Consider the following 12,302-nt stretch of genomic DNA (forward strand, 5'->3'; position numbering starts at 1 on the left):
GTCGGGTTCGCGGTGCTCAGCTACAGGGCACGAGGACTTTGGGTCCTGGTGAGCGCGCCTCTAGGCGCCTACATGCTCACGAGCTCGTCGGTACAAATCGCCGTGGCCTGCTCCCTGAATTCCCAGAGTTGTCCGTAGATGCGCTCGATCCAGAAACTCTGTACCGCAGTTAGCTTGGAAGGGAGCGTGGGATGACCCCTGTCCGCTTCGGGCTGAACGACAAGGAATACAAGTACGCCCGCCAACTGGCCTACCAGGCCGCGCACGGCACGTGGATCAATCCGTATGGCGACGAGGCCCCGCTGATCGACCGCTGCGCCAAGCTGCTGGCGAAGGGCAATGCCGACGCGGCCGCCGAACGCGCCCTGCTGACTGAATTGCTGAAACTCGCCGCTTACAGCCCCGAACATGAATGGGAGGCGCCGGCCCTGACCGGCAAGCCGACCACCTTCGCTATCCAGACGCTCGAAAAGATCACGGCTTTCAATGCTTAATATCCAGAACCTCCACGCCCGCGTCGAAGACAAGGCCATCCTGAAGGGCGTCACCCTGAACGTGCCGGCCGGCGAGGTCCACGCCATCATGGGCCCGAACGGGGCGGGCAAGTCGACCCTGTCCTATGTGCTGACCGGCCGTGGCGGCTATGAGGTCACCGAGGGTTCGGCCAGCCTCAATGGCGAGGACCTGCTGGCCCTGGAAGCCAATGACCGGGCCGCCAAGGGCCTGTTCCTGTCGTTCCAGTATCCGCTTGAAATCCCCGGTGTTCCGGCCCTGACCTTCATCCGCACCGCCCTCAACGCCCAGCGCCGCGCCCGCGGCGAAGATGAGATCGCAGCGCCGGCCTTCCTGAAGCTGGCCCGCGAAAAGGCCGCCTCGCTGAAGATCGATTTCGAGATGCTTAAGCGCGGCCTGAACGTCGGCTTCTCGGGTGGCGAGAAGAAGCGGATGGAAATCTTTCAGATGGCGATGCTTTCGCCGAAATTCCTGATCCTCGACGAGACCGACAGCGGCCTGGATATCGACGCTCTGAAGATCGTCTCCGAAGGCGTCAACGCCCTGCGTAGCCCCGAGCGCGGCATGCTGGTGATCACCCACTATCAGCGCCTGCTGGACTACATCAAACCCGACCGCGTCCACGTGCTGGCCGCCGGCCGCATCGTCGCCTCGGGCGGTCCGGAACTGGCCCTGCAGCTCGAAGCTGAAGGCTACGACAAGTATGCGAGCGCTGCGGCATGAGCCTGGCCTCCGCCCTGAAGACCGGCGACCTGACCGAGCTGCCCTCGCGCCGTGATGAGGACTGGCGCTGGACCGACCTGCGCGGGCTGATCCGCACCTTGCCGCCGGTGTCGCCGAAGTTCGAGGGTGACATCGGAACGGGCCCGTTCGAGGCCGACGAGACGCTGATCATTGTCAACGGCCAGGGCGGCATCGACCTGGCCATCGCTGACGGCGAGACCCGCGTCGTCGCCTTGCGCCTGATCGCTGCAACGGACGCGACGGCCCACGCCGGTCGTGCCCGGATCACGGTGGGTGAGGGCGCGCGCCTGACTTTGCTGGAAAGCCACGAAGGCCTCGCCGAGGGCTATCTGTCCGAGACGGCCCTCGATATCCGCGTCGCCAAGGGTGCCAGCGTCGAACGCATCGTGCTGGCGTCCGATGCGGCGGACGCCGTTTCGGTGGTTGATGGCGAGGTCGTCCTGTCGGCTGGGGCCAAGTTCGCCCAAACGATCCTCACCTCCGGTGCCCGTCGCCAGCGGATCGAGACCCGCGTCGCCCATCCCGGCGCCCATGCCGACTTGCGCCTCGACGGGATCTATCTGCTCGACGGCCAGCGCCATGCCGACCTGACCACTCAGGTCACCCACGGCGGCGTCGACGGGACCACCTCGCAGCTCACCAAGGGTATGGTCGCCGACCAGGCGCGCGGCGTGTTCCAGGGGCGGATCATCGTCCAGCCCGGCGCCGACCAGACCGACGCCCGGATGGGCCACCATGCCCTGATCCTGTCGGACAGGGCCGAGGTCGACGCCAAGCCCGAGCTGCTGATCTTCGCCGACGACGTTTCCTGCGCCCACGGCAACACCATCGGCGCCCTGGACGAGCAGGCGATCTTCTACGCCCGCCAGCGCGGCATTCCCGAAATGGAAGCCCGCGCCATGCTGACCGAAGCCTTTGTCGGCGAGGTGGTTGAGCGGATCGAGCATGAACCCGCTCGCGAGATTGCCCGCGCCTGGGTGGCCCAGCGCCTCGGACGGAGTATCGTCTGATGGCCCTCGATAACGCTGTTGGTGACGCCCGCTTCGACGTTGAGGCGATCCGCGCCCAGTTCCCGATCCTTGGTCGAACTGTTCACGGTAAGCCCCTGATCTACCTGGACACTGCTGCCAGTGCGCAGAAGCCCGAGATGGTGCTGGACGCCATGATGGACCTCGCGCGTACGTCTTACGCCAACGTCCATCGCGGTCTGCACACCTTGGCTAACGAAACGACGGAGGCTTATGAAAAGGCACGGGAAACCGTCGCCAGGTTCATAAATGCCGAGCCGGCCGAAATCGTATGGACCAAGAGCGCCACCGAGGCGATCAATCTGGTGGCTTCGACGATCGGCCTGTCGCTAAACGCCGGCGACGAGATCGTGATCTCCGAGATGGAGCACCACGCCAACATCGTGCCGTGGCACTTCCTGCGCGAACGCAAGGGCGTGGTTCTCAAGTTTGTGCCGGTCACCGATGATGGCCGCTTGGACATGGAGGCCTACAAGGGCCTGTTGTCCGAGAAGACCAAGATGGTCGCCTTGACTCACATGTCCAACGTGCTCGGCACGGTCAACGACGTGGCCGAGATCGTCCGCCTGGCCCACGCAACCGGCGCGCCGGTGCTGCTGGATGGCTGCCAGGGCGTGGTCCACACCCGGGTCGACGTGAGGGCGATGGATGTCGATTTCTACGTCTTCTCTGGGCACAAGCTGTACGGCCCCACCGGCATCGGCGTGCTGTACGGAAAGGCCGAGCGCCTTGCCGCGCTGCCGCCTTATCAGGGCGGTGGCGAGATGATCGGCTCAGTGTCGATGGACGTCATTACCTACGCCGACCCGCCGCACCGCTTTGAGGCCGGCACGCCGGCGATCCTGGAGGCCGTCGGCCTGGGCGCGGCCATCGCGTGGCTGAACGGTCTGGACCGAGATGCCGCCTTCGCTCACGAGCACGCGCTCTATGAGCGGGTCGCCGAGCAGTTGCGTGGTGTCAACGGCTTGAGAATCCTCGGCGAGGCACCAGGCAAGGGCGCAGTCCTGTCTTTCACGGTCGAGGGAGCCCACGCTCACGATATCGCCCAGGTGCTGGACCGGTACGGCGTCGCCGTCCGGGCCGGGACCCATTGCGCCGAGCCCCTGATGCGACGCTTCGGCGTCACCTCGAGCGCTCGTGCGTCATTCGCCCTATATAACACCGAGGCAGAGGCCGACGCGTTCGTGGACGCGCTGGTCAAGGCCCGCAGTTTCTTCAGTTGAGCCCGCAATGACCGACGCACTAGCGCCCGTTCCCGAGACCGCCTCCGCCCTTCCCAAGGAAGAACTGGCCAAGCTGACCGATCTGCTGATCGAGAAGCTGAAGTCGGTCTATGACCCGGAGATCCCGGTCGACATCTATGAGCTGGGCCTGATCTACAAGGTCGATGTCTCCGACGAAAAAGACATCGCCATCGACATGACCCTGACCGCGCCGGGCTGCCCGGTGGCCGGGGAAATGCCGGGCTGGGTCAAGGACGCGATCATGGAGATCCCGGGCCTGAAATCCTGCACGGTCGACCTGGTCTTTGAGCCCCCGTGGGACGCCTCGCGGATGAGCGACGAGGCCAAGCTGCAACTGAACATGTTCTGATCGGACATCTTGCCATGGACATCGCCGTCACGCCTCGCGCCCGTCGCCCCCGTCCCAAGGTCGTCACCTTGACCGACGCTGCGGCTATGCGGGTGAAGGAGATCATGGCCCGCGCCGACCAGCCCTATGCGGGCCTGAGGGTCGGCGTGAAGAACGGCGGCTGCGCCGGTTCGGAGTACATCTTCGAATATGCCGCCGAGAAAAACCCGCTCGACGAGGTGGTCGAGGACAAGGACGTCACCATCCTGATCGAGCCCAAGGCCGTGCTCTTCCTGATCGGCACCGAGATCGACTACGAGATCACCAAGCTGTCGTCGAAGTTCGTGTTCCACAATCCCAACGAAACCGACGCCTGCGGCTGCGGCGAGAGCGTGACGATCCAGCCGGCTCCCGAGGGACTGGACTGAGGCTGGCGCGGACGCTCAAGGCGGTCCTCCTACCTGACGTTCATCGAGATTTCGTTGGATGGTCCGATTGACGCTGGAGTCACTTAGATCCAGCTGCCGGTAACTTGCATGGTCGCGAAGAATGCAATGAGCAACGTCGCCGGAATTTGAATCACAGCGAAGGCCGCCGCCGGAATCCGGAAGCCCTTCGCGAGCACTGTGATCGCGACACCTAAGGCGATGCTGCTGAAGAAGAAGACACCCAGCGCATCAACGACCCATGACGGACGGCTTGTCGTGGCTGGTGATACCCAGAAAATCGCGCCCCATATCGCACAAACAATGAGTGGAGTGGGCAGCGCTAAAAGGATCAAGCTTTGGCGAAGCGTCGCGCCAACACGCTGAGCAAGCCATACGAAGGCCGCAGTAATCAAGGCCTCAATGGCGAGGAGCGTCACGATGACCTGCACGGGCCTAAGCCGCCGGTGCTGGCGTAGCCGTCACGTTCTTCCGCCCGTTCCATTCCACCAACACCGACGGCCTCACCGGCTGCCCCATGGCCTGGGCGATCAGTTCGTTGGTCCGGGTCTCAACGACGGTCTCCAGCCGTCCCATGAACTCGTCCTTCGACAGCCCCGGCATGATCGGCGGCAGGAACTCGACGGTCGCTTGACCTGCGGTCTTTTGCTTGTCGGTCTGCTTCCAGAAGCAGCCGAGGTTGGTCGCCACGGGAACGACCGGCAGGTCGAAGTCCTTGCTCATATAGAAGACGCCCAGTCGATAGCGGAACCGCTCGCCGGGCGCGGCCAGGTGGCCCTCCGGATAGATCAGGATGCGGCGGCCCTCAGCGGCGACCTGCGCGGCGCTTTTCGACAGAGCGGCACGCGCTTCGGGACCGCCGCAGCTGTCGACCACGATGGCGCCGAATTTCTTCAGGATCGCGCCGACCAGAGGGAATTTCTCCAGATGGTCGCCCGTTACGAAGCTTAGGTTCTCCACATTGGCGAACATCACGAAGCCATCGCCCCAGCTGTGGTGCTTGGCGGCGATGATGAAGGCACCTTTGGGCAGGTTTTCCTGGCCCTTCAGGTCGATCTTCACCCCGGCGAACGTGCGCAGCGCCCACAGCATCCGCTGGCTATAGAGCCGCAAGGCGAAGGCGATGGGCTTGCGCCCCGGGAGCAGGGCGGAAAGGGCAGCCGACAGGCCGTAGAAGATCGAAAGAACCCAATAGTAGGCGTTGAACAGCGCGCTGCGCATGGTTCGAAAATCCTGTGAGGGTTAGCGGGCGAGGAGCACGGCCTGGACGGCCGCGGTCATCAGGGAAGCATGGGCGGAGAGGGCGTCTTCGCCCAGTCGGCCATAGGCCTTGTTTTGGGCTGTCTGGGTGATCACGCCGATGGCCATGGCGGCGATCACGCGTGGATCGCCTGGCGGCAGTTCGATGCTCATCATGGCCTGCTTGATGATCGCCTCGACCATGCTGACCGGGTCGCGGCCATCCTCCTGATAGTAGGGTAGGAAGTGGTGCAGGTGCAGCAGGTGGAACGAGAACAGTAGCCAGTCCTCATCTGCGACCGTGCAATAAGCCTGGACCACGGCGGCGGCCTTGGCCTGAACGCTCTGGCTCATGTCGGCATTGACGGTGATGAGGTCGGACAGACGCCTATGCGTGGCCATGAACAGGCCCACCGCCAGCTCGTCCTTGCTCTTCCAGTGGCGATAGATCGCACCTTCCGATACGCCGGCGCGGGCAGCGATGGCCTTGGTCGTCGCCGCGCTGACTCCGTCCTGGACGAAGACTTCAAGGGCGGCGCGTTCGATGCGGGGTTTGGCGCTCATGTCGTGACGATAGCAAAGCTCCGAGCTTATGCAAGTGAGTAATCACTTCCATTCGTCAGCAGGTTGACCGCTAGGCCGGAGCCGGCCTAATCGGGTCCATGATCCAATCCATCCTGGTCTATTCGATGGGCGAGGTGATCGGCGACGGCCTGATCAAGTTGCCTTTCATCGCCGGTCTGCGCACCGCTTTTCCAGACGCCAGGATCAGCTGGTGCGCGGCCAAAGGCGAGACCGTTTATGCCGGCCCACTGAAAGCCGTGGTCGAAGGCTATATCGACGAGCTCATTCTAGAAGGTCGGATGGGCGCCAAGCTTCTGGACGTCCTGCCCTGGGTGAAGCCGTTCGGCGGCCGGCGTTTTGATCTGGTCATCGACACCCAGGAGAACCTGCGGCGCAGCATCGTGGCGCGGCGGGCCGCTGGCGGATCCTTCGTCTCCGCCGCCAGGCTGGCGCGAACCCGGGACTGGCCCGCCGCCGTTTCGGATCGGCTTGCGCGCTTGCTGTCGCTGGCGTCGGGCGGGCAGGGTGCGCTGCGCGCCATCACCCTGGCTCGCACCGACGCGCTTGATGCCGCCAAGGCGCTGCTACCCGATGGTCCGCTCTATGTCGGTCTCGCGCCCGGCGCGGGTGGCCAGGACAAGCGCTGGCCCCTGGAACGCTTCATCGCCCTGGCTCAGGCGATCAAGGCCGAAGGCGCAACGCCGGTGTTCTTCTTCGGTCCGGATGAAGGCGAGGATGCCGCCACAGCACAGGTCGCGGTTCCCGAGGCGCTTTTCCCCGAGCGCGACCGAAGCGACGCCTTTGCTCAGGTGAAGGGACCCTTGCTGGTCATCGCCCTTGCGAGCCGGCTAACCGCGGCGATCGCGAATGATGCAGGCCCGGGCCATATGCTGGCGGCGGGCGGCGCGCCGCTTCTGTCCCTGCAAAAGAACCGGCGCAAGGCGGTGAAGTTTCGTCCTGCAGCCGAACGGCTTGAGATGCTGGTCGCTGAGGACTACGGAAGCGACATGGTCGCCCTTCCTCTTGAGGCGGTTGAGGCCGCGCTCTCTCGCCTGACCCGCCGCGCCTGATTTTGGAGTCGTCCATGCCTATCCTTGCGCCGATCTCGGCCGGCGAGCTGATTGACAAGATCACCATTCTCCGCGTGAAGGCCCAGCGGATTGGCGATCCCGCAAAGGAAGCCAATGTCCGCAAGGAACTGGCACTGCTGGAGGCTACAGCCGCAGAGCACGTCCCGGCCTCTGAAGAAGTTGACCGGCTTACCGCCGCGCTGACCGCCGTCAACGCCGCCCTTTGGGACGTCGAGGACGGCAAGCGTGATTGCGAGCGCCGCCAGGACTTTGGGCCCGATTTTGTTGCCCTGGCGCGGCGCGTCTACATCGAGAACGACCAGCGCGCGGCCCTCAAGCGGTCAATCAATGCAGCGGCAGGCTCCGAGATCGTTGAGGAAAAGAGCTACAAGCCCTACCTCGGCTCGGCGATGTCTTGACTGAAGTCGTCCATGATGTGCGCGAGATGTTGGCGGGCATGACGCCGACGCTTCATCCGCATCGATTTGTGTTCGTTCAGGCCGCCGGTGACGATTGGGCGCGGCTAAAGCCCATGGGAATGTTCCACGAGGCCGAGGGCGTCAGCCTGATCCTCGACCTAGCGACGGCGACCGCCGAGGGCTTTGCGACCGACAGCCCCATGGCGCTGATCACGCTCAATGTCTATTCCGCGCTTGAAGGTGTGGGGCTGACCGCCGCAGTAGCGTCAGCTCTGGCCACAGCTGCAATCGCCTGCAACATGGTCGCGGCTCTTCGCCACGACCATGTTTTTGTACCAGCCGATCAGGCGCAGGCGGCCCTGAGGATCTTGCTGGACCTGCAAGCGCAGGCGCAGATCAGCGCCCCTTGAAGGCCGCGACGCGCTTTTGCAGGAAGGCGCTGACACCTTCGATAAAGTCTTCTGTCTTGCCCGCGAATTTCTGAGCCTTGCGCTCAGCGTGGAGTTGTCCGTTCCAGTCAGTGTCGAGACTGTCCCAGACCAGTTTGCGGATGGCACCCAGGGCGATGGGGCCATCGGCCAGCTCCCTGGCGATGGTGGTTGCGGTCGCCATGAGCTCGCCATCGGGTACGCAGCGATTGACGAGGCCCCACTCAAACGCCTTGGCGGCCGAAATCTTGTCACCCAGCAGCATCATTTCCATGGCGCGCGCCTTGCCCACCAGGCGCGGCAGCAAATAGGTCGAGCCGCCGTCCGGCACCAGGCCGATGCGCCGGAAGGCTTGCAGGAAATAGCCGCTTTCGCCGGCCACGATCATGTCGCCCATCAGGGCCAGCGAGCAACCGATGCCGGCCGCCGCGCCATTGACGGCCGTCACGATAGGCAGCGGAAAGTCGCGCAGGGCGGTCATCATCGGATTGTAGACGGACTCCAGCGCCGAACCCGCGTCTGGCTTGCCGTCGACGTCCAGTTCACGTCCTGCAGCGCCACCACCCGAGAGGTTCGCGCCTGAACAGAAGCCCCTGCCTTCGCCTGTGATCACAAGGGCGCGGGCCACCACCTTGCCGGCGGAGACCGAGGCCAGCGCATGGGTGATCTCCCTGGCCAACTCCAGGCTGGCGGCATTCAGGGTGCCGGGGTCATTGAGGGTGATCGTTGCGACGCCATCCTCGGCAGTCAGGCGAATTTTCTGATAGTCCATGGCGTCCTCCCAAGGCCTTACGCTCTTGTCTGCAGCTAGGCGCCGCTCACCCTGCGGAAGACCAGAGGATTTTTCACAACAAAACGCCGCCGTTCGCGAAAACGGCGGCGCTTTAATGTTTCAGGGGCGCGAGGATCAGGCGGCGTTTGCCGACGTTGGCTTTCCATCGGCGCAGCTGACCTTGTTGCGGCCGCTGCGCTTAGAGGCGTAGAGCGCGGTGTCGGCTCGCTCCATCAGCGAGTGACCGCTTTCTTTCGGGCGACGCTCGGCGAAGCCGGACGAGATGGTGATGGTGCCGAGATCTTCGTTGGTCGAACGGCGCTTGAGCATGCGCGAGGAGACCTCGACGCGAATTTCCTCAAGCGTCGCGGCGACAATGGCTGACGATTCGCGAGGGAAAATCATCGCAAACTCTTCGCCGCCGTAGCGAGCCGCGAAGCGGGGCATGGCGGCGACCCGGCCGATTACCGAGGCGACATAACGGATGACCTGATCACCCGTCTGATGGCCCCAGGTATCGTTGAAGCCCTTGAAATGGTCGATGTCGAGAACGGCTAGGCAGATCGTGGAGCGGGCCTCGTCCGCTTCCGAGCAGGCGCGGTCCAGTTCCTCGTCGAAGGCCTTGCGGTTGGCCAGGTTGGTCAGGCCGTCGGTCGTGGCGTCGCGGCGCACCTGCTCCAGATGCTCGCGCAAACGATCCACCTCGGCAGTCGACTCGGCTAGGCGCGTTTCCAGCGATTGGTTTTCCTTGTGAACGCGGCGTGTCGCGTCGGCCAGGTTGCTGACAACGATCTTTATCGCCTCTACGTCGGCGGGCGTGCTCAATTCCCTGGTGACGCCGGCCAACTGCTTGCCGAAAGCTGCGTTGGATTTCTGGGCGTGCTGGATGGCCTTGGAGACAGAGTCCAGTTCCTTGGACAGCAGGTCGCCGGCGTCCCGGATCTGTTCGTTCAGGCGTGCCTTGGGCAGGTATGTCGCGGCGAGTTCCTCGCTGACCAACTCCGTCAGTGGCTCGCCGGTTGCGATGAGACGCGTCAGTTCGCGCGCCAAGGCTCCGTCGGGGTCAGCGACATAGTGCGTCCAGAGTTCGAAGTTCAACGCCGTTGGCCACACCTGATGACGCTCCATCAGGTCAATGGCGCGCCGAGCGATCTTGTAGGCGTCAGGGCCGCGAAGCGTGGTTTCAACGTCGGACATTATCTCTTCCCCCAATCGGCGCGCTCAGCAGCGAGAACACCGACCGCTTGCAGGAGCACTCTAGCTCCAAGAGTTCAAACGACCGGTTAAGGTCGAACGACGTTCTCTTGCGTTAAGCGCGCATGGCTATCATTGTGAACGGTGATAAGATGAGCCCATGAGGGCCGGCGGGAGGATTTCGAGAATGAATGCGCCTGTGAACCTGACTCTCGACGCCCACAGGGCGCAGATGAACCACGTTCTGGATCGACAGAAGGCAGCGCACCTGCGCGACGGTCCACCCAGCGCCGAAAAGCGCGTGAACCGCATCAATCTTTGCATCGATCTGTTGATCGGCCATCAGGCTGAAATCGCTCGGGCGATCAATGACGATTTCGGATCCCGTTCGCCAGACGCCACGGCATTGACCGATGTCGCAGGCTCCATCGGGCCGTTGAAATTTGCCCGCGAGGGCCTGACCAAGTGGATGCGACCGCAGAAGCGCAAGACGACCCCGGCTATTCTGGGGCTGTTTGGCGCCCGCGCCGAGGTTCAGTACCAGCCTAAGGGCGTGGTTGGGATCATCAGCCCCTGGAACTTCCCTGTAAACCTGACGTTCGCGCCCCTGGCTGGCGTTCTGGCTGCAGGCAATCGCGCCATGATAAAACCGTCTGAGTTTACGCCTGCGACTTCGGAGCTGATGAAATCCATGTTCGCCAAGGCGTTCGCCGAGGAGGAGATTGCTGTCTTCACCGGTGGCCCCGAGGTGGGGCAGGCTTTTTCCGGACTCGCCTTTGACCATCTGGTGTTCACTGGCGCGACCTCGGTAGCGCGGCACGTTATGCGGGCCGCGGCCGAGAATCTGGTGCCGGTAACCCTGGAACTGGGAGGGAAGAGCCCGGTAATTCTCTCTCGCGGTGCCGACATGGCCACCGCCGCTGCCCGCATCATGAATGGCAAGACGCTCAATGCCGGCCAGATCTGTCTCGCGCCGGACTATGTCTTTGCGCCGGCGGACCAGGTCGATACGTTCGTGGCCGAGGCCAAGTCCGCCGTCGGCCGGTACTTTCCGACGATCAAGGACAACCCCGACTACACTGCCGTCGTCGCCCAGCGTCATTTTGACCGGATCACGGGATATATCGACGATGCGCGCGCCAAGGGCGCGACGATCGTCGAGATCAATCCTGCAGGCGAGGATCTATCCCAACAGCCGCATCGCAAGATCGCTCCGACCCTGATCCTCAACCCCACTGACGACATGGCCGTGATGCGCGAGGAAATCTTCGGACCGGTTCTTCCGGTCAAGACCTACGAGCGGGTTGCGGAGGCGGTGGACTATATCAACGCCAATGATCGTCCGCTGGCGCTCTACTGGTTCGGTACCGACGAGGCCGAGAAGGATCGCGTTCTTCAAACCACGACCAGCGGCGGCGTCACGGTCAATGACGTGATCTTCCATGTCGCCCAGGAAGAACTGCCGTTCGGTGGCGTGGGCCCGGCCGGGATGGGAGCCTATCACGGTCACGACGGCTTCCTGGAGTTCAGCCACCGCAAGGCAGTTTTCCATCAACTCAAGAAGGATATCGCGCCGATGTTGGGCCTGCGGCCGCCTTATGGGGCGGGCATCCGCAAGTATCTGGCGGGGCAGATCAAGCGATAGTCAACGCTACAAGATCAGGCGGCGGGAGCCGTCGCCTGATTGAGGGCCGCCAGGATATTCTCTGGCGACTCGGCACCCACAACGGCGACCTTGCCTGCGAAGATCACGAATGGCACGCCCGTGACGCCACCTTGGACTGCCATGCCATGCTCGCGGGTGACAGCATCCTTATCAGTGCCTTCGGACAAAAGCTGCAGCACGGTGAGGCGCTCCATACCGGCAGCTTCAGCGATGTCTGCAAGCACCATCGGGTCGCCGATATCGCGGCCTTGCGTGAAGTAGGCAGCGAACAGCGCTTCTACGACGACGTCCTGAACCCCCGCACTCAAGGCCCAACGGATTAGCCTATGGGCGGCGTTGGTATTGGGAGACTTCTCGATGGCTTCAAAATCGAACACGATGCCATCGTCGGCCCCGCCTGCGACCAGAGCGTCATGCACCTCGCGCAACCGGGAGGGATCCTTGAACTTGGCGGCCATATAGGCTTTTCGCTCAACACCATCTTCTGGAAGCGACGGATCCAGCTGATAGGGCCGCCAGACCACAGCGGCCTTTAGATCGGGCCTGGAAGCTAGAGCGGTCTTCACCCGCCTCCAGCCCAGATAGCACCAGGGACAAACCACATCGGCGACCACGTCGACGATCAAAGGTGGAGTCATGCTGCGATC

General features: G+C 63.4%; 16 protein-coding genes. 10 read left to right on the top strand and 6 right to left on the bottom strand.

Going from position 1 to position 12,302, the window contains the following annotated elements; translation table 11 throughout:
- Positions 1-191: 191 nt before the first annotated feature.
- From ACW179_RS15200 to ACW179_RS15225, 6 genes are read left to right on the top strand one after another with little or no spacing between them, the layout of a single operon-like run.
- Positions 192-494: a hypothetical protein gene (locus tag ACW179_RS15200; RefSeq protein ID WP_492060312.1), complete on the top strand. Its 303-nt coding sequence runs from the start codon at positions 192-194 to the stop codon at positions 492-494.
- Positions 487-1,236: a Fe-S cluster assembly ATPase SufC gene (gene sufC / locus ACW179_RS15205; RefSeq protein WP_492060313.1), complete on the top strand. Its 750-nt coding sequence runs from the start codon at positions 487-489 to the stop codon at positions 1,234-1,236. The genes ACW179_RS15200 and sufC overlap by 8 nt, the downstream gene beginning before the upstream one ends.
- Entirely contained in the window at positions 1,233-2,267 is a 1,035-nt protein-coding gene (gene sufD / locus ACW179_RS15210) for a Fe-S cluster assembly protein SufD (protein ID WP_492060314.1), read from the top strand. The genes sufC and sufD overlap by 4 nt, the downstream gene beginning before the upstream one ends.
- Complete coding sequence (locus ACW179_RS15215; protein WP_492060315.1) at positions 2,267-3,508, top strand: aminotransferase class V-fold PLP-dependent enzyme; 1,242 nt, start codon at positions 2,267-2,269, stop codon at positions 3,506-3,508. Before sufD ends, ACW179_RS15215 begins: the two co-directional genes overlap by 1 nt.
- A 7-nt stretch (positions 3,509-3,515) precedes the next feature.
- Positions 3,516-3,878 (top strand): SUF system Fe-S cluster assembly protein, encoded by a 363-nt coding sequence (locus ACW179_RS15220; RefSeq protein ID WP_492060316.1) that lies wholly within the window; start codon positions 3,516-3,518, stop codon positions 3,876-3,878.
- Positions 3,879-3,892: 14 nt separating this feature from the next.
- Complete coding sequence (locus ACW179_RS15225; RefSeq protein ID WP_492060317.1) at positions 3,893-4,285, top strand: HesB/IscA family protein; 393 nt, start codon at positions 3,893-3,895, stop codon at positions 4,283-4,285.
- Between the two features lie 83 nt (positions 4,286-4,368).
- On the opposite strand, the gene ACW179_RS15230 is transcribed toward ACW179_RS15225, so the two are convergent.
- From ACW179_RS15230 to ACW179_RS15240, 3 genes are read right to left on the bottom strand one after another with little or no spacing between them, the layout of a single operon-like run.
- Positions 4,369-4,734 (bottom strand): hypothetical protein, encoded by a 366-nt coding sequence (locus ACW179_RS15230; protein WP_492060318.1) that lies wholly within the window; start codon positions 4,732-4,734, stop codon positions 4,369-4,371.
- Positions 4,735-4,738: 4 nt separating this feature from the next.
- Complete coding sequence (locus ACW179_RS15235) at positions 4,739-5,524, bottom strand: lysophospholipid acyltransferase family protein (RefSeq protein WP_492060319.1); 786 nt, start codon at positions 5,522-5,524, stop codon at positions 4,739-4,741.
- A gap of 21 nt (positions 5,525-5,545) precedes the next feature.
- A complete protein-coding gene (locus ACW179_RS15240; protein WP_492060320.1) occupies positions 5,546-6,106 on the bottom strand; it encodes a TetR/AcrR family transcriptional regulator in 561 nt (186 codons plus the stop codon).
- A gap of 98 nt (positions 6,107-6,204) precedes the next feature.
- Here ACW179_RS15240 and ACW179_RS15245 point away from each other — a divergent pair, with 98 nt between their 5' ends.
- The 3 genes from ACW179_RS15245 to ACW179_RS15255 are packed head-to-tail and all read left to right on the top strand — an operon-like array spanning position 6,205 to position 8,005.
- On the top strand, positions 6,205-7,176 hold the full coding sequence (locus ACW179_RS15245; RefSeq protein ID WP_492060321.1) for a glycosyltransferase family 9 protein: 972 nt from the start codon (positions 6,205-6,207) through the stop codon (positions 7,174-7,176).
- A gap of 14 nt (positions 7,177-7,190) precedes the next feature.
- Positions 7,191-7,595: a DUF6165 family protein gene (locus ACW179_RS15250; RefSeq protein ID WP_492060322.1), complete on the top strand. Its 405-nt coding sequence runs from the start codon at positions 7,191-7,193 to the stop codon at positions 7,593-7,595.
- Positions 7,592-8,005: an ACT domain-containing protein gene (locus ACW179_RS15255; protein ID WP_492060323.1), complete on the top strand. Its 414-nt coding sequence runs from the start codon at positions 7,592-7,594 to the stop codon at positions 8,003-8,005. The genes ACW179_RS15250 and ACW179_RS15255 overlap by 4 nt, the downstream gene beginning before the upstream one ends.
- Here the strand turns inward: ACW179_RS15255 and ACW179_RS15260 are convergent.
- Together ACW179_RS15260 and ACW179_RS15265 are read right to left on the bottom strand one after the other, a co-directional pair.
- Positions 7,992-8,795 (bottom strand): enoyl-CoA hydratase/isomerase, encoded by an 804-nt coding sequence (locus tag ACW179_RS15260; protein ID WP_492060324.1) that lies wholly within the window; start codon positions 8,793-8,795, stop codon positions 7,992-7,994. The two genes, ACW179_RS15255 and ACW179_RS15260, sit on opposite strands and share 14 nt — an antisense overlap.
- A 135-nt stretch (positions 8,796-8,930) precedes the next feature.
- Positions 8,931-9,992 carry a GGDEF domain-containing protein gene (locus tag ACW179_RS15265; protein WP_492060325.1) on the bottom strand — a complete coding sequence of 354 codons (1,062 nt, stop codon included), beginning with the start codon at positions 9,990-9,992 and terminating at the stop codon, positions 8,931-8,933.
- Positions 9,993-10,176: 184 nt separating this feature from the next.
- On the opposite strand from ACW179_RS15265, the gene ACW179_RS15270 reads away from it, so the two are divergent.
- Positions 10,177-11,634: a coniferyl aldehyde dehydrogenase gene (locus ACW179_RS15270; RefSeq protein WP_492060326.1), complete on the top strand. Its 1,458-nt coding sequence runs from the start codon at positions 10,177-10,179 to the stop codon at positions 11,632-11,634.
- A 14-nt stretch (positions 11,635-11,648) separates the two neighbouring features.
- Here the strand turns inward: ACW179_RS15270 and ACW179_RS15275 are convergent, their stop codons facing one another.
- The gene (locus tag ACW179_RS15275) at positions 11,649-12,293 is read right to left on the bottom strand and encodes a DsbA family oxidoreductase (protein ID WP_492060327.1); all 645 of its coding nucleotides are present in this window, start codon (positions 12,291-12,293) and stop codon (positions 11,649-11,651) included.
- Positions 12,294-12,302: the final 9 nt, after the last annotated feature.

The sequence above is a fragment of the Caulobacter sp. AVps18 genome, assembly GCF_058681425.1.